The 24,156-nt window shown below is 70.5% G+C and carries 23 protein-coding genes and 5 tRNA genes; 12 read left to right on the top strand and 16 right to left on the bottom strand.

Annotation, left to right across the window (positions count from 1 at the left end; translation table 11 throughout):
* The first annotated feature begins 23 nt into the window (after positions 1-23).
* Positions 24-518: a DUF3515 domain-containing protein gene (locus ACFC0G_RS30940; protein ID WP_376409805.1), complete on the top strand. Its 495-nt coding sequence runs from the start codon at positions 24-26 to the stop codon at positions 516-518.
* Between the two features lie 30 nt (positions 519-548).
* Here the strand turns inward: ACFC0G_RS30940 and ACFC0G_RS30935 are convergent, their stop codons facing one another.
* The 3 genes from ACFC0G_RS30935 to ACFC0G_RS30925 form a co-directional block, all read right to left on the bottom strand.
* On the bottom strand, positions 549-1,688 hold the full coding sequence (locus ACFC0G_RS30935) for a D-alanine--D-alanine ligase family protein (RefSeq protein WP_376409468.1): 1,140 nt from the start codon (positions 1,686-1,688) through the stop codon (positions 549-551).
* A 155-nt stretch (positions 1,689-1,843) separates the two neighbouring features.
* Positions 1,844-2,845, bottom strand: a complete 1,002-nt coding sequence (locus tag ACFC0G_RS30930; protein WP_376409466.1) for an NAD(P)H-dependent glycerol-3-phosphate dehydrogenase — start codon at positions 2,843-2,845, stop codon at positions 1,844-1,846.
* Entirely contained in the window at positions 2,842-3,603 is a 762-nt protein-coding gene (locus tag ACFC0G_RS30925; RefSeq protein WP_376409463.1) for a lysophospholipid acyltransferase family protein, read from the bottom strand. The genes ACFC0G_RS30930 and ACFC0G_RS30925 overlap by 4 nt, the downstream gene beginning before the upstream one ends.
* Positions 3,604-3,719: 116 nt before the next feature.
* On the opposite strand from ACFC0G_RS30925, the gene cofC reads away from it, so the two are divergent.
* Together cofC and ACFC0G_RS30915 are read left to right on the top strand one after the other, a co-directional pair.
* Positions 3,720-4,376 carry a 2-phospho-L-lactate guanylyltransferase gene (cofC, locus tag ACFC0G_RS30920; RefSeq protein WP_376409460.1) on the top strand — a complete coding sequence of 219 codons (657 nt, stop codon included), beginning with the start codon at positions 3,720-3,722 and terminating at the stop codon, positions 4,374-4,376.
* Positions 4,377-4,386: 10 nt separating this feature from the next.
* Positions 4,387-4,596: a hypothetical protein gene (locus ACFC0G_RS30915; protein WP_376409457.1), complete on the top strand. Its 210-nt coding sequence runs from the start codon at positions 4,387-4,389 to the stop codon at positions 4,594-4,596.
* A gap of 150 nt (positions 4,597-4,746) precedes the next feature.
* Here ACFC0G_RS30915 and ACFC0G_RS30910 read toward each other — a convergent pair whose 3' ends face one another.
* The 4 genes from ACFC0G_RS30910 to leuC form a co-directional block, all read right to left on the bottom strand.
* Positions 4,747-5,451: an HU family DNA-binding protein gene (locus ACFC0G_RS30910; protein ID WP_376409455.1), complete on the bottom strand. Its 705-nt coding sequence runs from the start codon at positions 5,449-5,451 to the stop codon at positions 4,747-4,749.
* A 143-nt stretch (positions 5,452-5,594) separates the two neighbouring features.
* Positions 5,595-5,822 carry a hypothetical protein gene (locus ACFC0G_RS30905; protein WP_024755921.1) on the bottom strand — a complete coding sequence of 76 codons (228 nt, stop codon included), beginning with the start codon at positions 5,820-5,822 and terminating at the stop codon, positions 5,595-5,597.
* A gap of 104 nt (positions 5,823-5,926) precedes the next feature.
* Positions 5,927-6,520, bottom strand: coding sequence for a 3-isopropylmalate dehydratase small subunit (gene leuD / locus ACFC0G_RS30900; protein ID WP_376409451.1), 594 nt, complete (start codon positions 6,518-6,520; stop codon positions 5,927-5,929).
* 6 nt (positions 6,521-6,526) lie between these two features.
* Positions 6,527-7,951: a 3-isopropylmalate dehydratase large subunit gene (leuC, locus tag ACFC0G_RS30895; RefSeq protein ID WP_376409448.1), complete on the bottom strand. Its 1,425-nt coding sequence runs from the start codon at positions 7,949-7,951 to the stop codon at positions 6,527-6,529.
* Between the two features lie 140 nt (positions 7,952-8,091).
* On the opposite strand from leuC, the gene ndgR reads away from it, so the two are divergent.
* Positions 8,092-8,808 (top strand): IclR family transcriptional regulator NdgR, encoded by a 717-nt coding sequence (gene ndgR / locus ACFC0G_RS30890; RefSeq protein ID WP_017235973.1) that lies wholly within the window; start codon positions 8,092-8,094, stop codon positions 8,806-8,808.
* 136 nt (positions 8,809-8,944) lie between these two features.
* Here the strand turns inward: ndgR and ACFC0G_RS30885 are convergent.
* The 9 genes from ACFC0G_RS30885 to ACFC0G_RS30845 form a co-directional block, all read right to left on the bottom strand.
* Positions 8,945-9,017: transfer RNA gene (locus ACFC0G_RS30885), tRNA-Glu, on the bottom strand.
* A gap of 42 nt (positions 9,018-9,059) precedes the next feature.
* Positions 9,060-9,131 (bottom strand) — tRNA-Gln (locus tag ACFC0G_RS30880).
* Between the two features lie 14 nt (positions 9,132-9,145).
* Positions 9,146-9,218, bottom strand: a tRNA-Glu gene (locus tag ACFC0G_RS30875).
* Positions 9,219-9,302: 84 nt separating this feature from the next.
* A tRNA-Glu gene (locus ACFC0G_RS30870) sits at positions 9,303-9,375 on the bottom strand.
* Between the two features lie 42 nt (positions 9,376-9,417).
* A tRNA-Gln gene (locus ACFC0G_RS30865) sits at positions 9,418-9,489 on the bottom strand.
* A gap of 93 nt (positions 9,490-9,582) precedes the next feature.
* Positions 9,583-10,305: an HAD family hydrolase gene (locus ACFC0G_RS30860; RefSeq protein ID WP_376409446.1), complete on the bottom strand. Its 723-nt coding sequence runs from the start codon at positions 10,303-10,305 to the stop codon at positions 9,583-9,585.
* Between the two features lie 118 nt (positions 10,306-10,423).
* Positions 10,424-11,899 (bottom strand): glutamate--tRNA ligase, encoded by a 1,476-nt coding sequence (gene gltX, locus ACFC0G_RS30855; RefSeq protein ID WP_376409443.1) that lies wholly within the window; start codon positions 11,897-11,899, stop codon positions 10,424-10,426.
* Positions 11,892-12,677 (bottom strand): fumarylacetoacetate hydrolase family protein, encoded by a 786-nt coding sequence (locus ACFC0G_RS30850; protein WP_376409440.1) that lies wholly within the window; start codon positions 12,675-12,677, stop codon positions 11,892-11,894. Before ACFC0G_RS30850 ends, gltX begins: the two co-directional genes overlap by 8 nt.
* 91 nt (positions 12,678-12,768) lie before the next feature.
* Positions 12,769-12,981 carry a hypothetical protein gene (locus ACFC0G_RS30845; RefSeq protein ID WP_376409438.1) on the bottom strand — a complete coding sequence of 71 codons (213 nt, stop codon included), beginning with the start codon at positions 12,979-12,981 and terminating at the stop codon, positions 12,769-12,771.
* Between the two features lie 573 nt (positions 12,982-13,554).
* Here ACFC0G_RS30845 and ACFC0G_RS30840 point away from each other — a divergent pair.
* The 8 genes from ACFC0G_RS30840 to ACFC0G_RS30805 all read left to right on the top strand — a co-directional run.
* Entirely contained in the window at positions 13,555-17,454 is a 3,900-nt protein-coding gene (locus tag ACFC0G_RS30840; protein WP_376409435.1) for a nitrate- and nitrite sensing domain-containing protein, read from the top strand.
* 9 nt (positions 17,455-17,463) lie between these two features.
* Complete coding sequence (locus ACFC0G_RS30835) at positions 17,464-17,877, top strand: roadblock/LC7 domain-containing protein (RefSeq protein ID WP_015036421.1); 414 nt, start codon at positions 17,464-17,466, stop codon at positions 17,875-17,877.
* 132 nt (positions 17,878-18,009) lie between these two features.
* Complete coding sequence (locus tag ACFC0G_RS30830) at positions 18,010-18,414, top strand: DUF742 domain-containing protein (RefSeq protein WP_024756254.1); 405 nt, start codon at positions 18,010-18,012, stop codon at positions 18,412-18,414.
* Entirely contained in the window at positions 18,395-18,985 is a 591-nt protein-coding gene (locus ACFC0G_RS30825; protein WP_024756255.1) for an ATP/GTP-binding protein, read from the top strand. The genes ACFC0G_RS30830 and ACFC0G_RS30825 overlap by 20 nt, the downstream gene beginning before the upstream one ends.
* 371 nt (positions 18,986-19,356) lie before the next feature.
* Positions 19,357-22,617 carry a nitrate- and nitrite sensing domain-containing protein gene (locus tag ACFC0G_RS30820; RefSeq protein WP_376409430.1) on the top strand — a complete coding sequence of 1,087 codons (3,261 nt, stop codon included), beginning with the start codon at positions 19,357-19,359 and terminating at the stop codon, positions 22,615-22,617.
* Positions 22,618-22,624: 7 nt separating this feature from the next.
* A complete protein-coding gene (locus tag ACFC0G_RS30815; RefSeq protein ID WP_053725133.1) occupies positions 22,625-23,038 on the top strand; it encodes a roadblock/LC7 domain-containing protein in 414 nt (137 codons plus the stop codon).
* Between the two features lie 92 nt (positions 23,039-23,130).
* The gene (locus ACFC0G_RS30810; RefSeq protein WP_376409427.1) at positions 23,131-23,679 is read left to right on the top strand and encodes a DUF742 domain-containing protein; all 549 of its coding nucleotides are present in this window, start codon (positions 23,131-23,133) and stop codon (positions 23,677-23,679) included.
* Positions 23,660-24,156, top strand: a 497-nt coding sequence (locus ACFC0G_RS30805; RefSeq protein ID WP_376409424.1) for an ATP/GTP-binding protein, incomplete at its 3' end; no start/stop codon positions are given. The genes ACFC0G_RS30810 and ACFC0G_RS30805, both read left to right, overlap by 20 nt.

Here is a 24,156-nt window from a genome sequence, read left to right as displayed (position 1 = left end):
CCCCCGTCTACGCTTGGCCGGTGATGTCATCCCACCGGCCCTTCGGCCTGCCCGCCGCCGTCACGGCAGCCGTCCTCCTGCTGGCCGCCACCGGCTGCTCCTGGACGGACGCCGGGGCGTCCGTGGCGGTTCCCCGCCCGACGGCGGCGGAGGCGGCCCTCTGCCAGGCTCTGGAGAAGGAGCTGCCGGACACCGTGGCGGATCTCGAGCGGAGTGATCCGGAGCCGGACTCCGAGCTGACCGCCGGGTGGGGTGACGGTGCGATCGTACTGCGCTGCGGGGTCCCCCGGCCCGAAAAGATGAGCGATCCGAACTCTCAGGCCGTCGAGGCGAACGGCGTGAACTGGATGCTGGAGCGCCCGGAGGGCAGCGGGCCCCGTTTCACCTCGGTGTACCGGAAGACGTACGTCGAGGTGACGCTCGACGAGCGGTACGCGCACGACGCGACGCCCCTCGCGGACCTCGCGGCCTCCGTGGCGAGGACGATCCCCTGCGGCATCGATCCGGAGTGCGTCTAGGCGCACTCCGGATCGCACCGTCAGGTCCGGCTAGCGCAGGCCCGTGGAGCGGGTCAGCGCGGCCTGGATCAGCCGGTCGACGAGCTCGGGGTAGCCGACGCCGCTCTCCTGCCACATGCGCGGGTACATGGAGATGGGCGTGAAGCCGGGCATCGTGTTGATCTCGTTGATGACGAAGTCGCCGTCCTCCGTGAGGAAGAAGTCGGCGCGGACCAGGCCCTCGCAGGAGACCGCCTCGTACGCGGCGACGGCCAGGCGCTGGATCTCGGCGGTGGCCTCGTCGCCGATCGGCGCGGGCACGATGCCGGAGGCCGAGTCGATGTACTTGGCCTCGAAGTCGTAGAAGTCGTGGTCGGTGACGGGCGGGATCTCGGCCGGCACGCTGGCGCGCGGGCCGTCCTCGAACTCCAGGACGCCGCACTCGATCTCGCGGCCGCGCAGGAGCGACTCGACGAGGATCTTGGGGTCGTGGCGGCGGGCCTCCTCGATGGCCTCGTCCAGGCCGGAGAGGTCGTCGACCTTGGTGATGCCCATGGACGAGCCGCCGCGGGCCGGCTTCACGAAGAGCGGCCAGCCGTGGTCGGCGGCGAACTCGACGATCTTCTTGCGGGCGGCGGCCGGGTTCTGGTCCCACTCGCGCGGCCGGATGACCTCGTACGGGCCGACCGGGAGGCCGAAGGAGACGAAGACGCGCTTCATGTACTCCTTGTCCTGGCCGACGGCGGAGGCGAGGACGCCCGCGCCGACGTAGGGGACGCCGGAGAGCTCCAGGAGGCCCTGGAGGGTGCCGTCCTCGCCGTACGGGCCGTGCAGCATGGGGAAGACCACGTCGACCTCGCCGAGGGCCTTCGGCACGGCGCCGGGCTCGGTGAGGACGACCTCGCGGTTGGCGGGGTCGACGGAGAGGACGACACCGCCCTCCTGGGACTCGGCCAGGTCGGTGACGTTCGGCAGGGCGCGGTCGGCGATGGCCATGCGCTCGGGGGCGTCGGCGGTGAGCGCCCAGCGCCCGTCCGTCGTGATGCCGATGGGCAGCACGTCGTACTTGTCCCGGTCGATGGCGCTCAGGACGGCGCCCGCCGTGACGACGGAGATGGCGTGCTCGGAGCTGCGACCGCCGAAGACGACGGCCACGCGCGGCTTGCGGGGGCTCTGGGTGTTCTCGCTCATATCGCGATGAGCGTACCTTGCGGCTCCCGAACAGCTGAGCGCCCCGCTCCCCCCGCGCGCGTCCGGAGCAGTGGCCGTGCCGCCGCGCCCGACGCGTGCGTCAGGCGTCCGTCATGCGTCCGTCGCGCGTACGGCGCGTGTCCGTGTCGCGAACGTCAGCGGCGCTCGGACTTCGCGCTGCGGGACATCAGCTCCTTGAGGGCGACGACCGGCGGCTTGCCCTCGTGGACGATCGAGACGACCGTCTCGGTGATCGGCATGTCGACACCGTGGCGGCGGGCCAGATCGAGCACGGACTCGCAGGACTTGACGCCCTCGGCGGTCTGCTTGGTGGCCGCGATGGTCTCCTGGAGGGTCATCCCGCGGCCCAGGTTGGTGCCGAAGGTGTTGTTCCGGGAGAGCGGCGACGAGCAGGTGGCGACCAGGTCGCCGAGGCCCGCGAGGCCGGAGAAGGTGAGCGGGTCGGCGCCCATGGCGAGGCCGAGGCGGGTGGTCTCGGCGAGGCCGCGGGTGATGAGCGTGGCCTTCGAGTTGTCGCCGAGTCCCATGCCGTTGGCGATGCCGACGGCGAGCCCGATGACGTTCTTCACCGCGCCGCCGAGCTCGCAGCCGACGACGTCGGTGTGCGTGTACGGGCGGAAGTACGGGGTCATGCAGGCCGACTGGAACCGCTGCGCGACCGACTCGTCGACGCAGGCGACGACGGCGGCGGCGGGCTGCCGGGCGGCGATCTCCAGGGCCAGGTTGGGTCCGGTGAGGACGGCCACGCGCTCGGCGGGCACGTCCGCGACCTCCATGACGACCTCGCTCATCCGCTCGGCGGTGCCGAGTTCGACGCCCTTCATGAGGGAGACGAGGACGGTGCCGGGGGCGAGCAGCGGCTTCCAGGCGGCGAGGTTGCCGCGGAGGGTCTGCGAGGGGACGACGAGGACGGTGAAGTCGGCGTCGTGGGCGGCCTCGGCCGGGTCCGCGGTGGCCGTGATCGCCCGCGGGAGTTCGATGCCCGGGAGGTAGTCGGGGTTGACCCGGGTGGCGTTGATCTCCTTCGCGAGCTCCGCGCGGCGGCCCCAGAGGCTCACCTCGCAGCCCGCGTCGGCGAGCACCATGGCGAAGGCGGTGCCCCAGGATCCGTTGCCGAAGACGGCTGCCTTGGTCACTTGGTGCTCTCCTCGGCGGCCTCGGCGGCCTTGCGACGCTGTTCCAGGCGGGCCTTGCGGTGGTCGTACGGTTCGGCGGGCGCCTTCTCGCCGCGGATCTCCTCCAGGAGGGCGGTGACCGCGGCCATGATGACCTCGGTGACCTCGCGGAGCACCTCGGGCGTCGGCTCCAGGCCGTCGAAGCGGGACAGGTCGACCGGCGGGCCGGCCTGCACGGTCAGCGTCTTGCGGGGGAAGAGGCTGAGCTTCTTGTCCTTGGCGTACGGCGGCATCGCGAGGTTGGCGCCCCACTGGGCCACCGGGATGACCGGGACCTTGGTGAGGAGCGCGACGCGGGCGGCGCCGGTCTTGCCCGCCATGGGCCACATGTCGGGGTCCCGGGTCAGGGTGCCCTCGGGGTAGAAGGCGACGCACTCGCCGCGCTCGATGGCGTCGACGGCGGCCCGGAAGGCGTCCAGCGCGTTGGTGGTCTCGCGGTAGACGGGGATCTGTCCGGTGTTGCGCAGCATCATGCCGACGAAGGGGCTCTTGAAGAGGCCCGCCTTGGCGAGGAGGCGCGGCACACGACCGGTGTTGTACTGGTAGTGCGCGTAGGACAGCGGGTCCAGGTACGAGTTGTGGTTGACCACGGTGATGAATCCGCCGTCGGCCGGAATGTGCTCCATACCGCGCCAGTCCCGCTTGAACAGAACCACCAGGGGGGGTTTGGCGATGACCGCCGCGAGGCGGTACCAGAAGCCGATTCTGCGGCGGGGCACTCGGACACCTTTCTCCGGGACTGGCTGGCAGGGGGTCAAGTGTCGCCCCATGCTCCGGGTCTGTCGAGGACACGGTACGCCCCGAGGCCCCCACCGGACCGCGCGGGCGGGACAGAATGGGCCCGGTGAACAGCGACGCGGAAGACGGCTGGTACCTGGTCGTACCCCTGAAACCCCTTGCCCTGGCGAAGAGCAGACTGGCCGCGGCCACGGGAGCCCTGCTGCGCCCCCGGCTCGCCCTCGCGTTCGCCGAGGACACCGTCGGTGCCGTGCTGAACTGTCCGCGCGTACGGGATGTGGTGGTCGTCACGGACGACCCGACGGCCGGGACCGCGCTCGCGGCCCTGGGGGCGCGGATCGTGCCGGACCTCCCGGCGGCGGGACTCAACGCGGCGCTGGCGCACGGGGTCGCTTCGATACGGGAGCGGCTGCCGCACGCGCGCGTGGCGGCGCTCAACGCCGATCTGCCCGCGCTGCGGACCACGGAGCTGGCCCGGGTCCTGGACACCGCCCGAAAATTTCCGAGGGCATTTCTCGCGGATGCCGCCGAAATAGGTACGACATTCCTCTCGGCGGGTCCGGGGGTGGAATTGGAACCGGCATTCGGGGGGCCGTCGAGGCTGCGCCATTTGTCGTCGGGCGCGGTGGAAATCCGGCTGACCGGGGTGGATTCCGTACGCCGGGACGTGGACACCGGCGAGGATCTGGCGGAGGCCATGGCTCTGGGGCTCGGCCCGCGGACGGCCGCCCGGTGGGTGCCGGCGGCCGGATAGGCTGCGGTCCATGCAGGCGACCGCGTTCACGTACGACTCCGAGACCCGCAGCGGAAGTGTGCTGCTCGACGACGGCACCCCGGTGGACTTCGGGGCGGAGGCCTTCGACGCGGGCGGGCTGCGGCTGCTGCGGCCGGGCCAGCGGGTGCGGATCGAGCCGGAGCCGGGGACGTCCGGGGCCGGCCTGCGGATCACCCTGGTGACGCTCCAGACCTTCTGATCCCCGCCTGATCCTTTCGAGCACGTCGAGCCGTTCGAGCACGTCGAGCGGTTCGAGCACTCCGCGCCCTTCGAGCCCTCCGCGACGCGAACGCGCCGCGGGCCGGGCTCCTGGGTGGGGAGCCCGGCCCGGCGGGTGGTACCGCTCGTCCTACTTCTTGGCGGCGGCCTTCTTGGCGGTCGTCTTGCGCGCCGTGGTCTTCTTCGCGGGCGCCTTCGTCGCCGTGGCCTTCTTCGCGGCCGGCGCGGTCTTCTTGGCCGTGGCCTTGACGGCCTTCTTCGCCGCCGTCGTGGTGGTCTTCTTCGCGGCGGCGGTCGTGGTCTTCTTCGCCGCCGTCGAGGCCTTCTTCGCCGCGACGGTGGTCTTCTTCGCCGCCGCGGTGGTGGTCTTCTTGGCCGGGGTCGCCTTCTTCGCGGCGGCCGTCGTGGCCTTCTTCGCCGGGGTCGCCTTCTTCGCGGCGGCCTTCTTGGCGGTGGTGGCCTTCTTGGCCGCGGCCTTCTTCACGGTCGCGGAGGCGCCACCGGTGAGGCTGCCCTTGGGGGCCTTCTTGACGGAGACCTCGCCGCCCTTGGGGAGCTTCTTCGAGCCGCTGACCAGGTCCTTGAAGCCCTGACCCGCACGGAAGCGCGGGACCGAGGTCTTCTTGACCCGCACGCGCTCGCCCGTCTGGGGGTTGCGGGCGTAGCGGGCCGGACGGTCGACCTTCTCGAACGAGCCGAAGCCCGTCACCGAGACCCGGTCGCCCCCGACCACGGCACGCACGATGGCGTCGAGCACGTGGTCGACGGCTTCGGCGGCCTGCTGGCGACCGCCCATCTTGTCGGCAATCGCTTCTACGAGCTGCGCCTTGTTCACGTCTTCCCCTTCGGAGACATTGCCAGAACGAAAGTGTTCAAGCTTTTTCGCACGTTAGGCATGTATATACCGCAAATCAAACACGAAACGGGCTAATCACCCTAGTGCCGCAACGCAAAAGACCCGCTGCGGAGTTCCTGGTGTCAGTCGTCCTCTGGGAATCGGCCCTCGTCGAGGTCCTTCATCAACCGGTCCAGACGCGCTGCCGCGTCCTTGAGATCGTGCTTCGCCGCGGCCGTCACGACCAGCAGCTTCCGGGACAGCGCCATCCTTACGCCCTCCGGGACTTGCAGTGAGCGCACTCTTGTGTGCGCTTCCTTCAATCGGGCGGCGACTGACTCGTAGAGCTCGAGTTGGCTGTCGCGTTCCATGCACCGATTGTGCCATCTAGGGCGAGTTGTCGCCCGACAGGGTCCCAACAAGCGACTGCGCCCCCCACCTGGCGGTGGGGGGCGCAGTCTTGGAAAAGCGCTGCTCAGACCGTAATTGTACGGGGCTTGAAGGCCGGTCGTGCCGCCTCGTAGGTCGCGATGTCGGCTTCGTTCTGAAGGGTGAGGCTGATGTCGTCGAGTCCGTTCAGGAGACGCCAGCGGGCGTTCTCGTCGAGCTCGAAGTCCGCGTCGATCCCGGCGGCCAGGACCTTGCGCTGCTCCAGGTCGACGGTGATCTCGGCGGTCGGGTCGGCCTCGATCAGCTCCCAGAGCGCGTCCACCGTCTCCTGCGGCAGGACGACGGTCAGCAGGCCGTTCTTCAGCGAGTTGCCGCGGAAGATGTCGGCGAACCGGGCGGAGATGACCGTCTGGAAGCCGTAGTTCTGGAGCGCCCAGACGGCGTGCTCACGGGAGGAGCCGGTGCCGAAGTCGGGGCCGGCGACCAGGACCGAGGCACCCTGCCGCTCCGGGCGGTTGAGGATGAACTCGGGGTCCTTGCGCCAGGCCTCGAAGAGCCCGTCCTCGAAGCCGTCGCGGGTGACCTTCTTGAGCCAGTGCGCCGGAATGATCTGGTCGGTGTCGACGTTGCTGCGGCGCAGCGGGACGGCCCGGCCGGTGTGCGTGGTGAAAGCTTCCATGGTTCCTCAGACCCCCGCGGTGGTGGCGACGTCGGACAGATCGGCCGGGGAGGCCAGATGGCCCAGGACGGCGGTGGCGGCGGCGACCTGGGGCGAGACCAGGTGGGTCCGGCCGCCCTTGCCCTGCCGGCCCTCGAAGTTGCGGTTGGAGGTGGACGCGGAGCGCTCACCGGGAGCCAGTTGGTCGGGGTTCATGCCCAGACACATCGAACAGCCCGCGTGCCGCCATTCGGCGCCGGCCTCCTTGAAGACCTTGTCCAGGCCCTCTTCGACGGCCTGCAGGGCGACCCGGACGGAGCCGGGGACGACCAGCATGCGGACGCCGTCGGCGACCTGGCGGCCCTCCAGGAGGGAGGCGGCGTTGCGCAGGTCCTCGATGCGGCCGTTGGTGCAGGAGCCTACGAAGACGGTGTCGACCTTGATGTCGCGCAGCGGCTGGCCGGCGGTCAACCCCATGTACTCCAGGGCCTTTTCGGCGGCGAGGCGCTCCGAAGCGTCTTCGTACGAAGCCGGGTCGGGGACGTTCGCCGAAAGCGGCGCGCCCTGGCCGGGGTTGGTGCCCCAGGTGACGAACGGCGCCAGGGAGGCGGCGTCGATGACGACCTCGGCGTCGAAGACGGCGTCCTCGTCGGACTTCAGCGTCTTCCAGTACGCGACGGCGGCGTCCCAGTCCTCGCCCTCGGGGGCGTGGGCGCGGCCCTCCAGGTAGGCGAAGGTGGTCTCGTCGGGGGCGATCATGCCCGCGCGGGCGCCGGCCTCGATCGACATGTTGCAGATGGTCATCCGGGCCTCCATCGAGAGCTTCTCGATGGCGGAGCCGCGGTACTCCAGGATGTAGCCCTGGCCGCCGCCGGTGCCGATCTTCGCGATGATCGCGAGGATCAGGTCCTTGGCGGTGACGTCCTCGGGCAGGTCGCCGTCGACCGTGATGGCCATGGTCTTCGGGCGGGCCAGCGGCAGCGTCTGGGTGGCGAGCACGTGCTCGACCTGGCTGGTGCCGATGCCGAACGCCAGCGCGCCGAAGGCGCCGTGCGTGGAGGTGTGCGAGTCGCCGCAGACCACGGTGGTGCCGGGCTGGGTCAGGCCCAGCTGCGGTCCGACGACGTGGACGACGCCCTGCTCGACGTCGCCCAGCGGGTGCAGCCGGACGCCGAACTCGGCGCAGTTCTTCCGCAGGGTCTCCAGCTGCGCGCGGGAGACGGGGTCCGCGATGGGCTTGTCGATGTCGAGGGTCGGGGTGTTGTGATCCTCGGTGGCGATGGTGAGGTCGAGGCGCCGCACCTGCCGGCCGTTCTGGCGCAGGCCGTCGAAGGCCTGGGGGCTGGTCACCTCGTGCAGCAGGTGCAGATCGATGAAGAGGAGGTCGGGCTCGCCCTCGGCGCGCCGGACGACGTGGTCGTCCCAGACCTTCTCCGCGAGTGTCCTACCCATCGCTTTCCCTCCGGCCGACGTCTGCGTCGGCACAACTAGAGACCCGTTTCGCGGGCCGTTGTGCGGCCGCATCACCAGAGTGCCAAGGTCCTCGGAAAATTGAACTTGCGTTTCACAGAGTGAGACGCGAATATCGTTGCATGGACAACTCTAGCGGCGTAGGCGTTCTCGACAAGGCAGCCCTTGTCCTGAGCGCCCTGGAGTCCGGTCCGGCCACCCTCGCAGGACTGGTCGCGGCGACGGGACTCGCACGACCCACGGCACATCGTCTCGCCGTGGCACTGGAACACCACCGGATGGTGGCGCGTGACATGCAGGGCCGGTTCATTCTCGGACCGCGCCTCTCGGAGCTCGCGGCCGCGGCCGGCGAGGACCGTCTGCTCGCGACCGCCGGCCCCGTGCTGACGCATCTGCGCGACGTCACCGGCGAGAGCGCGCAGCTCTACCGCCGGCAGGGCGACATGCGCATCTGCGTGGCGGCGGCCGAGCGGCTGTCGGGCCTGCGGGACACCGTCCCGGTCGGCTCGACGCTGACCATGAAGGCCGGCTCCTCCGCGCAGATCCTGATGGCCTGGGAGGAGCCCGAGCGGCTGCACCGCGGCCTCCAGGGCGCCCGCTTCACGGCGACGGCCCTGTCGGGCGTACGGCGCCGCGGCTGGGCCCAGTCCATCGGTGAGCGGGAGCCGGGCGTCGCGTCCGTCTCCGCGCCCGTACGCGGCCCTTCGAACCGCGTCGTGGCCGCCGTCTCGGTCTCGGGTCCGATCGAGCGTCTGACGCGCCACCCGGGCCGCATGCACGCCCAGGCGGTCATCGACGCCGCCGCCCGTCTCTCCGAGGCGCTCCGGCGCAACGGCTGACGCCCCTCCCGTTCGTCCCGGCCCACCGCTTCAACGCCGCAGCGGTGGGCCGGAGTTGTACGTGCTCCTCCTGCGCGACAGCCGATGCCGAACAGCGAAGAAGCCCTCCCCCGAAGGGAAGGGCTTCTTCGTTCTGTACCCCCGACCGGATTCGAACCGGCGCTACCGCCTTGAGAGGGCGGCGTGCTAGGCCGCTACACAACGGGGGCCTTTGCGGATCAGATCCGCAGGTGCAGATTGAGCTCTGCGAGCTGGCCTACCTGGACTCGAACCAAGAATGACGGTACCAGAAACCGTAGTGTTGCCAATTACACCATAGGCCATGGTGGTTACACCGTACCCCCGACCGGATTCGAACCGGCGCTACCGCCTTGAGAGGGCGGCGTGCTAGGCCGCTACACAACGGGGGCCCTAGCGATCCCACCCGGCATGCGCCGGGTGATGTCACCGCGGATTCACCGGGAGCTACCCAAGTGATCCACGGGATGGATCTGTACCCCCGACCGGATTCGAACCGGCGCTACCGCCTTGAGAGGGCGGCGTGCTAGGCCGCTACACAACGGGGGCTTTGTGGATGCCATCCACGAGTTGCAGATTAAGCTCTGCGAGCTGGCCTACCTGGACTCGAACCAAGACTAACGGAACCAGAAACCGTCGTGCTGCCAATTACACCATAGGCCACCGTGGCAACGTCCCCACCAGGGAGAACCTTGCTCGGCTTGCGCTTTCCGGGCTCTTGCCTTTCGGCTTGTTCCCCTCGGCGCAGAAAGAACATTACCTGAAGGTGGACGGTGCTCCAAAACGGGTATCCCCGCGGAGCAGGGCGGGGAGCTGGCCGAGGTCCGTGATCCGTCGCAGCTCGGGCCTGCCGCCGGTGTCCGCGCGGTCCAGCCAGATGCCCAGGAGCCCCGCCTCGCCCGCGCCCCGCGCGTCGATGTCGGGCTGGTCCCCGACGTACGCGATCTCCTCCGGGGCCAGGCCGAGGGCCGTGCAGGCGGCGTGGAAGGCCTCGGGCGCCGGCTTGGCGACCCCGAGCTCGGCGGCGCAGAGAACGGCCTCGAAGCGGTCGCGCACGCCCAGGGCGCGGAGCTTGGGCTCCTGGGCGTGGATGCTGGAGTTCGAGAGGACCGCGTGCCGGTAGTCGTCCGCGAGCAGGTCGAGGACGGGCAGCGCGTCGGGGAAGAGCTCCCAGGCGGCCTGGTAGTGGACGACGTACCGGTCGAACCAGTCGTCGGCCCCGGCGGCGGTGAGCTCCGGCGCCCCGAGGAAGTCCCGGACGCGGGCCCGCCGCTGGTCCTGGAAGTCGCCGCCCTCGATCTCGAAGCGGCGCCAGTGCAGCTCCGTGAGCTCCTTCCAGCGTTCCAGGGCCTGGTCGACGGAGTCGTACCCGTCGAGGAGACCTTCGGCCGTCAGGTGCCCGCGCATGCCGGCGCGGTCGGCGCCCTCGTAATCGAAGATCGTGTCGTCCACGTCCCACAGGACGGCGCGGATGCTCATGCCACGACCGTACCGCCGCTCCCCCGCCCCGCGCGGGGGTTTCGTCCGGCCCGGGAACGCCTCGGGGGCGACGACCGGAGGTTCCCGGTCGTCGCCCCCGGGGACGGGCGTACGAGGCTCAGCCGGCGAGCTTCGCCAGCGCGGCGTCGATGCGCGCCAGGGACTTCTCCTTGCCCAGGATCTCCAGGGACTCGAAGAGGGGCAGGCCGACCGTGCGGCCGGTGACGGCGACACGGACGGGGGCCTGGGCCTTGCCGAGCTTGAGGCCGTGGGCCTCGCCGGCGGCCAGGACCGCGTTCTTGAGGGACTCGGGGTCGCTCCAGTCGGCGTCCACGAGCTTCTCGCGGGCGGTCGTGAGCAGCGCGGCCGGCTCGCCCTTCATCGCCTTGTCCCACGAGGGCTGGTCGAAGACCGGCTCGGGGAGGAAGAGGAAGTCGACGTTGGCCGTGATCTCCGAGAGGACCGTCATCCGGGTCTGGGCGTGCGGCGCGATGGCCTCCCAGGCGGCGCGGTCGAAGTCCTCGGGCGCCCAGTTGGCGTGCGGGGCCTTGAGCCAGGGCTCGCAGGCCTCGGCGAAGGCCTTCACGTCGAGCATGCGGATGTGGTCCGCGTTGATCGACTCGGCCTTCTTGAGGTCGAAGCGCGCCGGGTTGGCGTTGACGTCGGCGATGTCGAACTTCGCCACCATCTCGGGGATGGTGAAGATGTCCTGGTCGGCGGAGAAGGACCAGCCGAGCAGGGAGAGGTAGTTCAGGAGGCCCTCGGGGAGGAAGCCGCGCTCCCGGTAGAGGTTGAGGGAGGCCTCCGGGTCGCGCTTGGAGAGCTTCTTGTTGCCCTCGCCCATGACGTACGGCAGGTGGCCGAAGGCGGGGATCTCCTGGGCGACGCCCAGCTCGATCAGCGCCTTGTAGAGCGCGATCTGGCGCGGGGTGGAGGAGAGCAGGTCCTCGCCGCGCAGGACGTGGGTGATCGCCATCAGGGCGTCGTCGACCGGGTTGACCAGGGTGTACAGCGGGGCGCCGTTGGCGCGCACGATGCCGTAGTCCGGGACGTTGTCCGGGGTGAAGGTGAGCTCGCCGCGGACCAGGTCGGTGAAGGTGATCGGCTCGTCGGGCATCCGGAAGCGGACGATCGACACGCGGCCCTCGGCCTCGTACGCGGCCTTCTGCTCGGCGGTGAGGTCGCGGCAGTGGCCGTCGTAGCCGGAGGGGCGGCCGGCGGCGCGGGCGGCGGCGCGGCGCTCGTCGAGCTCCTCGGTGGTGCAGTAGCAGGGGTACGCGTAGCCACCGGCGAGCAGCTTCTCGGCGACGTCCTTGTAGATGTCCATCCGCTGCGACTGGCGGTACGGCGCGTGCGGGCCGCCGATCTCCGGGCCCTCGTCCCAGTCGAGCCCGAGCCAGCGCAGCGAGTCGAGCAGCTGGTCGTACGACTCCTCGGAGTCGCGGGCCGCGTCGGTGTCCTCGATGCGGAAGACCATGGTGCCCTCGTTGTGCCGGGCGAAGGCCCAGTTGAAGAGAGCGGTGCGGACCAGGCCCACGTGGGGGTTGCCGGTCGGCGAGGGACAGAAACGGACGCGGATGTTCGCGTTAGCCACGCTTGATCACCTTATTGGTGAGAGTGCCGATGCCTTCGATGGTGACGGCGACCTCGTCGCCGACGTTGAGGGGGCCGACCCCGGCGGGGGTACCGGTGAGGATGACGTCGCCCGGGAGCAGCGTCATGGCCTCGCTGATGTGGACGACCAGGTCCTCGATGGAGCGGATCATGTCGCTCGTCCGACCCAGCTGGCGCTGTTCGCCGTTGACCGTGGCCTGGATGGTCAGGTCGCTCGGGTCGAGGTCCGTCTCCACCCAGGGGCCCAGGGGGCAGGAGGTGTCGAAGCCCTTGGCGCGGGCCCACTGCTTCTCGCGCTGCTGGGCGTCGCGGGCGGTGACGTCATTGGCGCAGGTGTAGCCGAAGATGACGTCCTTCACGCGCTCGCGGGGCACCTCACGGCACATGCGGCCGATGACCACGGCCAGCTCGGCCTCGTGGTGCAGCTCGTTGGAGAAGGAGGGGTACTCGATGGCGTCGCCGGAGCCGATCACCGAGGTGGTGGGCTTGAAGAAGGCGACGGGTACGTCGGGGACCTCGTTGCCGAGTTCGGCGGCGTGCTCCGCGTAGTTGCGGCCGATGCCCACGACCTTGTTGGGGAGCACGGGCGGCAGGAGCCGTACCTTGCTGAGCGGGACCTTGGTGCCGCTGAGCTCGAAGTCGGTGTACGGGATGCCCTTGATGATGTCGAGGACGAGGCCGCCGGACTCGACGGTTCCCTCGCCCTCGACGGCGCCGAAGGCCACATTGCCGTCGATGGAGAATCTGGCGATGCGCACGAGTGCTGTCGCCCCTCACTTGGTACTGGCTGGAGTCTGACGCTCCAGGCTAACGCGGCGAGGGGGCGGCCGACCGGCGGTGTCGGCGGTGTCAGCGGGAGGCGGAGGCGTACGGGGCCGGCTCGTAGGGGGCGGGGGCCGTCATGAGGACGGTGCGGCGCGGGTTGGCCGTCTGCCCGGGGAGTTCGGCGGCGTACTCCGGCAGGAAGGCCCGGCCGAGCTGCGCGGCGTCCTCGAGGTGGGCGAGGGTGGAGCGGCGCGGGTTGGCCGTCTTGTGGAGCGTCGCGGTCTTCGTGTCGTTCATGGCGGTGTTCAGACCCTGTCCCGGGAGGGGCGCCCTTGCGGGCGCGCGAGCATCGTGTAAAGCGTCAGGCTAAACATGCGATTCCCTTCGAATGCATGGCTAAGACATCGATCATCGTGTGAGTTTGCTCACCAATCACTCCACATTCCGGGCATTACGGACTGCCATGAGCCGTCACGGAAACGGGCATTACGGCACTGAATGCTCTATTCCGCTCCTGATCATGGCGACTGGGACACACGGGTACGCGGAGACATTGGAGGGGAAAAGTCCGAAACCTCCGTGATCATCTTCTACATGGGGTGACACGTCGAGTACGGGTTGTCATCCCCCTACGCGCACGACACGGGGCCCTTGTTGGAGATCCGGCACTGTGCTGGAATTCCACGCACCGTCGCGGGTTTCAAGCCGGCGCGCAGGGGGCGCAACGCAGCGCCGGTTCCGAGTGGCGGGGAAGGGGGAACTGCGCCGGTCACCGACGACCACCATGGGGCGCATCCTGCGTCCCCACGACGCCGACACCGTCCTCTCCGTTCACCCGGAAGGACGCCTGGTCCAGAGGTTGCGACGCTAGTGCAGGGACGTTTCAAGAGGGATGGCTCGGGGTCTCCCCAGGCCCGTCAGGGCCGAGCCGAAGCTCCGGCGGAGCAGGAACCGCGTGCCGGGACCGACCGCGGTCCCTCGGCCTCGCACACCCCCAACCAGGGTCAGGGACCGACCGGCGACGGCGGTGAGGGCAGGCGCACGAGCGCCAAGGCCGCACCGACCGAGTCCGCCGCGGCTCCAGCCACGCCCAAGACCAGGTCCGAGAACGAGGTCGGGCCGCGAATAGCCCTGCGCAACTGGCGCATCTCGACGCGTCTCGTCGCCCTGCTGACCCTGCCCGTGGTCGCGGCCACCTCCCTGGGCGGTATCCGCATCAGCGAGTCGCTCAAGGACATCGAGCAGCTCGACCACATGCAGCTGCTGACCAAGCTGACCCGTGAGGCGACCGGTCTCGCCCAGGCCCTCCAGGCCGAGCGCGACCTCTCCGCCGGCCCGCTGGCCAACGGCAGGCCCACCAGCGACTACCAGATCGCGACCCCGCGCAAGCGGACGGACCGCGAGTACAAGGACTTCCTCGACGCCACCAACGAGATCCCGAACGCCGAGAACGACGACGCGCTGCGGAGCATCCGCCAGAACGTCAACCAGATCGCCTCTCAGGTCATCGGGCTCCACACGATCCGTGGCAACGCCTACGAGAAGGGCGTCTCCCACTCGGTGACGGTCGAGGCGTACAGCCGTCTCATCCGTTCGCTGCTCAGCCTGTCCCAGGACATGGCGCAGGCGACCAGCAACCCCGAGATGATCAAGCGGACCCGGGCGCTCGCCGCCTTCTCGTCCGCCAAGGAGTACGCCTCCATCCAGCAGGCGATCATCGCCGGCGCGCTCCCCCCGAGCGACAAGACCCGCGGCAAGATCCAGCAGGGTGACCGCCTCTACGGCGAGGCCGCCTTCAACTCCGAGGGCGTCGAGCTCAAGTCCTTCCGGGCGATCTACGAGAACACCGGCGGCGACGCCGAGGAGCTGACCGCCGTCCTCAACACCGGCGACCCGTCGATCACCGCCGCCGAGAAGTACGCCGAGCGCGTGCTGAAGTCGGACGAGGCGATGCCCGGCGGCACTCCGCGCGGTCACCTGAACTTCACCGACGAGTACGGCACCAAGATCACCGCCATGAACCGCATCGAGCTCATCCTGCTCGGTGAGATGGAGACCATGGCGCGTCAGCTGCGGCAGGAAGCCCAGCGCGACGCCGTCATCAACGGTGCCCTGATCCTCCTCGTCCTCGGTGTCTCGCTCATCGGCGCCTTCATCGTGGCCCGGTCCATGATCCGCTCGCTGCGCCGGCTCCAGGACACCGCGACCAAGGTCGCCCAGGACCGACTGCCCGAGCTCGTCAAGCAGCTCTCCGAGTCGGACCCGCAGGACGTCGACACCTCCGTCGAGTCCGTCGGTGTGCACTCCCGGGACGAGATCGGCCAGGTGGCCGCGGCCTTCGACGACGTGCACCGCGAGGCCGTCCGTCTCGCCGCCGAGCAGGCCCTCCTCCGGGGCAACGTCAACGCGATGTTCACCAACCTCTCGCGCCGCTCCCAGGGCCTCATCCAGCGTCAGCTCTCGCTCATCTCCGAGCTGGAGTCCCGCGAGGCCGACCCGGACCAGCTGTCCTCGCTGTTCAAGCTGGACCACCTCGCGACCCGTATGCGCCGGAACGGCGAGAACCTCCTCGTCCTCGCCGGCGAGGAGCCGGGCCGACGCTGGACCCGCCCCGTCCCGCTGGTCGACGTGCTCCGCGCCGCCGCCTCCGAGGTGGAGCAGTACGAGCGCATCGAGCTGGCCGCGGTCCCGGCGACCGAGGTCGCCGGCCGGGTCGTCAACGACCTCGTGCACCTCCTCGCCGAGCTGCTGGAGAACGCCACCTCGTTCTCCTCCCCGCAGACCAAGGTCCGCGTCACCGGTCACGCGCTGCCCGACGGCCGCGTACTCGTCGAGATCCACGACACCGGCATCGGCCTCTCCCCCGAGGACCTCGCCGCGATCAACGAGCGGCTCGCATCGCCGCCCACCGTGGACGTCTCGGTCTCCCGCCGCATGGGTCTCTTCGTGGTCGGCCGCCTGTCCCTGCGACACGGCATCCGGATCCAGCTGCGGCCCTCCGACTCGGGCGGCACCACCGCGCTCGTCATGCTTCCGGTCGACGTCGCCCAGGGCGGCAGGAAGCCCATGCCCAAGCCGGGCGGCGGCCAGGGCGCGATGCCCCCGGGCGCCTCGGCTCCCGGCGGCAGGCTCCCCGGCGGCCCCGGCCCGGCCGGCGGCCCCGGCGGCGGACGCCCCGGCGGTCCCGGTGCTCCCGGCGGTGCGCCCTCGTCGGCGGCCGGCCGGCTCGGTGCCGGTGCCGCCCGCGGTCAGGTCGGTACGGGCGCTCCGCGCGCCGCGCTGCCCGGCCGTGACGGCGCGCCGCTCACGGGTGGCCCCCAGCCGTCCCGTACCCAGCAGCCGCAGCACGCGCAGCTGGACCAGACCGGGCAGCTGCCGCAGGTCCCCCAGGCTCCGCAGGCCCCGCAGCAGGACCCGCTGCGTCCGGCCCCCGGCGCGGGCGGTCTCATCGGCGGTGCCGCGAGCGCCATCCCGTCCCGTACGGACGTGTGGGGCAACCAGGGCGGCCGACAGGCCGGACCGGGTGCTCAACAGCAGACCCCGCAGGCTCCGCAGGGCGAGCAGGCCGCCGCCTACGGCGCCCCGCGCGCCGAGCTGCCGGGCGGCAACCCGCAGCCGCAGCGCCCGCAGGCCGCGAGCTGGGGCAACGACCCGGCGCAGCAGCCGGTCCGGCGCCCGCAGCAGGAGATGAGCCCGCTGGACGCCCCGCGCGGTCACGAGGACCCGGAGACGACGGGCCGGTACGCGGCTCCGGCGGCCCCTCAGGGTCCCGGTTCCACGGGCCAGTTCCCGCGTCCCGACTTCGGCGCGCCGCAGCAGGCCCCGCAGGGTCAGCAGGCGCCTCAGGCCCCGCAGATCCAGGCGTACCAGGGCGGTGTGCAGGACCCGGCGTCGACGGCGCAGTTCCCGCGCCCCGACTTCGGTGCGCCGCAGGGTCCCGGCTCCACGGGCCAGTTCCCGCGTCCCGACTTCGGTGCGGCGCAGGGTCCCGGCTCCACCGGTCAGTTCCCGCGCCCGGACTTCGGCGCACCGCAGCAGGCGCCCCAGCAGCCCCAGCACGCACAGCAGCAGCAGGGCTACCAGGGCGGCCAGCAGCAGCAGTTCGGCCAGCAGCCGTACGTCCCGCAGGCCCAGCAGGCCCAGCAGGCCCAGCAGCAGGCTCCGGCCCCGCGGCAGCGGACCGGCGGCGCCGACTTCGGTGCCCCGCGTCCGGCGAACGAGCAGGCCGAGCAGCCGCGTCAGCCGCAGCTCCAGCAGCCCCGCCGTCCGGAGGCGCTGCCGCCGGCCGGTGCGGGCGACGGTCGTACCCCGCTGTACGACACGCTGGAGACCAACTGGTTCCACCAGGAGCAGGGTCAGCAGCAGGCCGCGCAGCAGGGTCAGGCCCCGGCCGCCCCGCAGGGTCAGGCTCCGGCCGCACAGCGTCCGGCCGGAGGCCCGGCCGGTGCCGGTGACGGCCGGCAGAACGGCGGGGCCGCCTGGCGGACCTCGCCCAACGACGAGTTGGTGCGTCAGGCCGAGCGGGTGCGCAAGCCCGCGGCCGGCGGCGTCACCACCTCCGGTCTTCCCCGGCGCGTGCCGAAGGCCAACCTCGTACCCGGGACCGCACAGGAGCAGGCGCACACGGCCGGCCCCCAGGTCTCGCGTGCACCCGACGACGTCCGCGGCAGGCTCACCAATCTGCGCCGCGGCATCCAGCAGGGCCGACAGGCCGGTAACTCGACCACGGGTAACCACCACCTCGGTCCGAACCATCAGCAGGAGCGTTAGTTGAACGCGATGAGCCAGGCGGCGCAGAATCTGAACTGGTTGATCACCAACTTCGTGGACAACACCCCCGGGGTGTCCCACACAGTGGTGGTCTCCGCCGACGGACTCCTGCTGGCCATGTCCGAAGGATTCCCCCGCGACCGCGCCGACCAGCTCGCGGCGGTCGCATCCGGACTGACCTCGCTGACCGCGGGTGCGTCCCGGATCTTCGAGGGGGGCCCCGTCGCGCAGACCGTGGTGGAGATGGAGCGCGGCTTCCTCTTCCTCATGCAGGTCTCCGACGGCTCCTCGCTGGCCGTGCTCGCCCACCCCGAGTGCGACATCGGCCTCGTGGGCTACGAGATGGCGCTGCTGGTCGACCGGGCCGGCAGCGTCCTCACCCCGGATCTCCGCGCGGAGCTCCAGGGCAGCCTGCTCCACTAGCAGACCCGTCACACCAAAAGGGCGGTACGCCCCTCCGTACCGCCCTCGACATGTTCATCGTCCGGCCGCCCCATCCGGCCCCCCACCGGCCCCATCAGACGGCGGAAGTTCGCTGTCACGCCCGGAGGATTCATGACCCCGCCCCCCGCCTCTCACGATCCGTACGGCGCCTCAGTCGACGAGTACGGATACGAGGGCGACCAGCCGCTGGTGCGTCCTTACGCGATGACCGGCGGCCGGACCCGGCCGCGCTACCAGCTCGCCATCGAGGCGCTGGTCAGCACCACGGCCGACCCGGCGCACCTCGCCACACTGCTGCCGGAGCACCAGCGCATCTGCCACCTGTGCCGTGAGGTCAAGTCGGTGGCCGAGGTGTCGGCGCTGCTTTCGATGCCGCTCGGTGTCGCCAGGATCCTCGTCGCCGACCTGGCAGAGGCCGGCATGGTGGCGATCCACCAGCCGGGCAACGGAGAGACCGGCGGCACGCCGGACGTGACACTGCTCGAAAGGGTGCTCAGTGGACTTCGCAAGCTCTAGCGGCGGCGCCGGCTCTGCCGGCCGGTCGACCACCAGCGCGAAGATCGTCGTGGCGGGCGGCTTCGGCGTGGGCAAGACCACGTTCGTCGGCGCCGTCTCGGAGATCAACCCGCTGCGTACCGAGGCCGTCATGACCTCCGCCTCGGCGGGGATCGACGACCTGACCCACACCGGGGGCAAGACCACCACCACGGTGGCCATGGACTTCGGCCGCATCACCCTGGACCAGGACCTGATCCTGTACCTCTTCGGTACCCCGGGCCAGGACCGCTTCTGGTTCATGTGGGACGACCTGGTCCGCGGCGCCATCGGCGCCGTCGTCCTCGTCGACACCCGCCGCCTCGCCGACTGCTTCCCCGCCGTCGACTACTTCGAGAACAGCGGCCTCCCCTTCGTCATCGCCCTCAACGGCTTCGACGGACACCAGCCCTACCAGCCCGAAGAAGTCCGCGAAGCCCTCCAGATCGGCCCCGACACCCCGATCATCATCACCGACGCCCGCCACCGCGCGGACGCCAAGAGCGCGCTCATCACCCTCGTCGAGCACGCCCTCATGGCCCGTCTGAAGTAGCGGGCCGCAGGACCGGACGGCCCGTCGGACGATGGACGGGCCCGTACGTTTGTCATATGCCTCCGCGAGGGGGGACCTGTGTCCTTCGACACGGCCGCCCCCGCGTTCATAACGTTTCGACAGAGAATTGGGGCGCCTCGGACACCCGACGCATCCGATCGGTGTCACTGCGCTCACATGAGCCCCGCCATTTGGCGGGGCTCGCTCTTTATGCCCGTTTTATGTCAGGCCTGGACCACTGAAAGCGGTCGCTTCCCACTGTTTGGAACGGACCCCCTTCACGTGCTGCAATTCATGAACTCCCGAGTAGTACGGCCCTGAACGAAACACCGGCACAACGTAGGTGCCGACGCCGAGAGGTTGTTGGTCGAGTGAGGCGCAGCAAGGAAAGCTCCGCGGAGCAGGAGACGCGGGGCAACTTCACCCCGCCGTCGCGCACAGCGGTGTCGCCCGCGGACGTGCCCGTGACACCGCCGCCGACGGCGGCCGCCCCGGGCAGTTCCAGCAAGCTGTCGCCGCGCAACTGGCGGGTGCCCACCCGTCTGAACGCGATCCTGCTCATACCCGTGCTCGTCGGCCTCGTCATGGGCGGCTTCCAGGTCAAGGGAGCGATCGACACCTGGCAGGAGGCGCAGGACGCCGAGAAGACGGCCCTCATCGTGCGGGCCGCCTCGGAGTACAGCACCGCGCTCCTCAACGAGCGCGACCTCACCGCCGGTCCCCTCCTCGCCGCGAAGACCCCCGAGGACCGCAAGGCCGACGAGGTCGAGCAGGCGTACGCCGCGACCGACGCCGCCCGTCTGAAGTTCGACGAGGCGGCCAAGAACCTCCCCTCGGGCCAGGGCCTGGAGCGCCGTCTGCGGCTCTTCAAGGACGAGGAGCCGAAGCTCGACGCGCTCCGCAAGGTCGCGTACAGCCGCTCCCTCGACCCGGTGAACACCCAGCTCGGGTACACCGGCGTCCAGCACTACCTCACCGAGTTCTCCAACGAGCTCGGCCTCGGCACCGGCAACGTCACCACCTACGGCCGCAGCGTCTACGCCGTCCAGCTCGCCAAGGGCGCCGAGTCGCTCCAGCGCTCCATCGGCACCCAGCTCCTGGTCCGGCCCAGCCGGACGGAGGAGGTCTTCGCGCAGCAGTCGGTGGCCTTCAACTCGTACAACTACCTGGAGCAGATCGCCCTCGGCGAGTACAGCTCCGGCGGTATGCCCGAGGACGTCGAGCTCCTCAAGAAGGTCATGGCCGGCAAGGCCGCCGAGGGCGCGAAGCAGATGCAGGCCGCCGACGTCGAGCTGCCCAAGGGCAAGGACGGCTCCGTCTACTCCGGCGTCGCCTCCGCGATCGGCACCGCCAAGAGCCCCGAGGCCCTGGCGGCCCTGAAGTCGAAGGGCATCACGGCCGAGAGCTGGATGGCCGTCGCCACCGCCAAGTTCGAGGGCTACACCGAGGTCGAGAAGGCACTCGTCGACAAGGCCGTGGCCGAGGCCGCCAAGATCTCCGACGAGGCCAAGACGGACGCCTGGGTCATCGGCGCCACCGTCGTCATCGCCCTGCTCGCCGCCTTCATCCTCGCCGGGATGATGGCCCGCCAGATGAGCCGCTCGATGCGCGAGCTGCGCACCGCGGCCTTCGGCATCGCCGAGCAGCGCCTGCCGATGCTGGTCGACCAGCTGTCCCGTACCGAGCCCGGCCGGGTCGACACCCGCGTCCAGCCGATCCCGATCGACTCGCAGGACGAGATCGGCGAGGTCGCCCGCGCCTTCGACCAGGTCCACCGCGAGGCCGTCCGGCTCGCCGCCGAGCAGGCCATGCTCCGGGGCAACGTCAACGCGATCTTCACCAACCTCTCGCGCCGCAACCAGTCGCTGATCGAGGGCCAGCTGACCCTCATCACCGAGCTGGAGAACAACGAGGCCGACCCGGACCAGCTGGAGAACCTCTTCAAGCTGGACCACCTGGCGACCCGTATGCGCCGCAACGGCGAGAACCTCCTCGTCCTCGCCGGCGAGGAGCCGGGCCGCCGCTGGGACCAGCCGGTGCCGCTGGTCGACGTCATGCGCGCCGCCTCCTCCGAGGTGGAGCAGTACGAGCGCATCGAACTGGCCGGCGTGCCCGAGGCCGAGATCCACGGCCAGGCCGTGACCGACCTCGTCCACCTGCTCGCCGAGCTCCTGGAGAACGCCACCACGTTCTCCTCCCCGCAGACCAAGGTCCGCGTCACCGCGACCCGTCTCCCCGACGGCCGCGTGATGGTCGAGATCCACGACAAGGGCATCGGCCTCACCGCCGAGGACTTCGCGGACATCAACCACAAGCTGGCCGACCCGCCGACCGTGGACGCCGCCGTCTCGCAGCGCATGGGCCTCTTCGTGGTCGGCCGCCTCGCCGACCGGCACGGCATCCGGGTCCAGCTGCGCCCCTCGGGCGAGCAGGCCGGGACGACCTCGCTCGTCATGCTGCCGGACGCGATCACGCACGGTGGTGGCGGCGAGCAGCCGGTCCACGACGACTTCACCGTCTCGCAGATCATTCCCCAGCAGCAGCAGACCGCCTTCGAGGCTCCGGCGCCGCAGGCGATGCTGACCGCCGCCGATCTGGGCTTCGACGACTCGCGTTACGAGGAGCAGGGCGACGGCGAGCGCGAGCTCGACCCGGTCAACCGCTCCCTGATGCGCGAGGGCCGGCGTGCGAACCTCGAAGCCCAGGCGCAGGGCGGCGACCGTCCGCTCTTCCGCGACGAGGCGGAGCCCGCGGCGCAGGAGTACGGCCAGGGGCAGCAGGACTTCGGCCAGGGCCAGGAGTACGCGCAGCCCCAGGAGCAGGCGCAGGAGTACGCGCAGCACCAGGAGTACCCGCAGCAGCAGTACGGCCAGGGTCAGGAGTACACCGGCGAGTACCCGCAGCAGGGTTACGAGGCGTACCCTCAGGCCGGCTATGCGGAAGCCTCGTACGAGGCCCCGGCAGTCGAACACCAGCAGTACGGCAATGCGTTCGATCCCCAGGCCCAGCAGGGTGAGTGGCCGGCGCAGAGCGCTTACCAGGGCGGCTACGGGCAGCAGTACGGAGCGGAAGCGGAATCTGCTCCGGCCGCTCCCGAACAGGCCCGCGACCGCGTAGGCTTCGACCGTCCGGGTCCCACTCCGAACCCCGCCCCGGACGCCGGCCACGCGCTGACCGACGCAGGTCTGCCGCGCCGCGGCAGCGTCGCCCCGCAGACGCAGCAGGCGCAGCGACAGGCACCGCCCGCGCAGGCCCAGCAGCCCGCGCCGGCGCAGCAGCCGGCTCAGGCCGAGCAGCCGGCGGGGTCGGTAGAGCAGCAGGACGCCGCCGAAGGCCCCGAGGCCTGGCGCTCGGCCAACGACGAGCGCTGGCAGCGGGCCGGGAAGCTGAAGGACCCGAAGGCGGGCGGGGTCACCTCGTCCGGTCTTCCCCGACGGGTCCCGAAGGCCAACCTGGTCGAGGGCACCGCGGAGCAGACGCCGCAGGGCGGCCCCCAGGTCTCCCGCGCACCCGAGGACGTGCGGGGCAGGTTGAGCAACCTGCGCCGCGGCGTCCAGCAGGGACGCAACGCGGGAACGGACACGAACGGATCGGGCCTCGGCCCGGGCAGTACCTACAACCAGGAGCGTTAGTGTGAGCATGAGCCAGGCGGCGCAGAATCTGAACTGGTTGATCACCAACTTCGTGGACAACACCCCTGGGGTGTCCCACACCGTGGTGGTCTCCGCCGACGGACTCCTGCTGGCGATGTCCGAGGGCTTCCCTCGTGACCGAGCCGACCAGCTGGCGGCCGTCGCCTCCGGACTGACCTCGCTGACCGCGGGCGCGTCCCGCATCTTCGAGGGCGGTGCCGTCAACCAGACCGTCGTGGAGATGGAGCGCGGCTTCCTCTTCATCATGTCCGTCTCGGACGGCTCCTCGCTGGCCGTACTCGCGCACCCCGAGGCCGACATCGGTCTCGTGGGTTACGAGATGGCCCTGCTGGTCGACCGGGCGGGCAGCGTCCTGACTCCTGACCTCCGGGCGGAGCTTCAGGGAAGTCTTCTCAACTAACAGACAGACAGTGCGTATCTCGCCACCGCACCGTAAGGTGCGGTGGCGCGGTTCCAAGGGACATGGACCGCGAGGCAGTCGGAGGAGGAGACGTGGGAACACCCCCGGGCGCAAGCCATTACAACGGATACGACGCGCACCAGGCGCCGCTGGGCGACACCGCGCAGAACCGGTTCAACTTTCCCTCCGCCCCCAGCAGACAGGGCGCGTCGCAGTCCTACCGGCAGCCTCAGGCCCAGCACACCCCCGCGGGTTCGCCGAGCGCCCCGCACTCTTCGTCCTCGGGCGGTTCGGGCGGGCACAACCCGCTCGTGCGTCCGTACGCCATGACCGGCGGCCGGACCCGGCCGCGCTACCAGCTCGCCATCGAGGCGCTGGTCAGCACCACGGCCGATCCGTCAAGGCTCCAGGGGCAGTTGCCCGAGCACCAGCGGATCTGCCGGCTGTGCATCGAGATCAAGTCGATCGCCGAGATCTCGGCCCTGCTCTCCATTCCTCTCGGCGTTGCCCGGATCCTCGTCGCCGACCTGGCAGAGGCCGGACTTGTCGCCATTCACCAGCCAGGCGGCGACGAGGCCGCCGGCGGCCAGCCAGCCGTGACACTGCTCGAAAGGGTGCTCAGTGGACTTCGCAAGCTCTAGCGGCGGTGCAGCCCGCTCAACCACCAGCGCGAAGATCGTGGTGGCGGGCGGCTTCGGCGTGGGCAAGACCACGTTCGTCGGCGCCGTCTCGGAGATCAACCCGCTGCGTACCGAGGCCGTCATGACGTCTGCGTCCGCGGGCATCGACGACCTCACGCACACCGGCGACAAGACGACGACGACTGTCGCCATGGACTTCGGCCGCATCACCCTGGACCAGGACCTGATCCTGTACCTCTTCGGTACCCCGGGCCAGGACCGCTTCTGGTTCATGTGGGACGACCTGGTCCGCGGCGCCATCGGCGCCGTCGTCCTCGTCGACACCCGCCGCCTCGCCGACTGCTTCCCCGCCGTCGACTACTTCGAGAACAGCGGCCTGCCGTTCGTCATCGCCCTCAACGGCTTCGACGGACACCAGCCCTACCAGCCCGAAGAAGTCCGCGAAGCCCTCCAGATCGGCCCCGACACCCCGATCAT

It is taken from the genome of Streptomyces sp. NPDC056169 (assembly GCF_042268445.1).
In the GTDB taxonomy this organism is placed as follows: Bacteria; Actinomycetota; Actinomycetes; order Streptomycetales; family Streptomycetaceae; genus Streptomyces.
Note: the sequence above shows the minus strand (reverse complement) of the source record. Positions and strands in the feature narration are given on the sequence as shown.

What these genes read in the sequence shown, in the direction of transcription:
- ACFC0G_RS30815 (WP_053725133.1), top strand. Translation starts at nt 22,625, where the DNA reads ATGAGCCAGGCGGCGCAGAATCTGAACTGGTTGATCACCAACTTCGTG.
- cofC (WP_376409460.1), top strand. Translation starts at nt 3,720, where the DNA reads ATGGGCCCGGTGAACAGCGACGCGGAAGACGGCTGGTACCTGGTCGTA.
- leuD (WP_376409451.1), bottom strand. Translation starts at nt 6,520, where the DNA reads ATGGAAGCTTTCACCACGCACACCGGCCGGGCCGTCCCGCTGCGCCGC.
- ACFC0G_RS30905 (WP_024755921.1), bottom strand. Translation starts at nt 5,822, where the DNA reads ATGGAACGCGACAGCCAACTCGAGCTCTACGAGTCAGTCGCCGCCCGA.
- ACFC0G_RS30915 (WP_376409457.1), top strand. Translation starts at nt 4,387, where the DNA reads ATGCAGGCGACCGCGTTCACGTACGACTCCGAGACCCGCAGCGGAAGT.
- ACFC0G_RS30845 (WP_376409438.1), bottom strand. Translation starts at nt 12,981, where the DNA reads ATGAACGACACGAAGACCGCGACGCTCCACAAGACGGCCAACCCGCGC.
- leuC (WP_376409448.1), bottom strand. Translation starts at nt 7,951, where the DNA reads ATGGGTAGGACACTCGCGGAGAAGGTCTGGGACGACCACGTCGTCCGG.
- ACFC0G_RS30835 (WP_015036421.1), top strand. Translation starts at nt 17,464, where the DNA reads ATGAGCCAGGCGGCGCAGAATCTGAACTGGTTGATCACCAACTTCGTG.
- ACFC0G_RS30940 (WP_376409805.1), top strand. Translation starts at nt 24, where the DNA reads ATGTCATCCCACCGGCCCTTCGGCCTGCCCGCCGCCGTCACGGCAGCC.
- ndgR (WP_017235973.1), top strand. Translation starts at nt 8,092, where the DNA reads ATGGACAACTCTAGCGGCGTAGGCGTTCTCGACAAGGCAGCCCTTGTC.
- ACFC0G_RS30830 (WP_024756254.1), top strand. Translation starts at nt 18,010, where the DNA reads ATGACCCCGCCCCCCGCCTCTCACGATCCGTACGGCGCCTCAGTCGAC.
- ACFC0G_RS30860 (WP_376409446.1), bottom strand. Translation starts at nt 10,305, where the DNA reads ATGAGCATCCGCGCCGTCCTGTGGGACGTGGACGACACGATCTTCGAT.
- ACFC0G_RS30935 (WP_376409468.1), bottom strand. Translation starts at nt 1,688, where the DNA reads ATGAGCGAGAACACCCAGAGCCCCCGCAAGCCGCGCGTGGCCGTCGTC.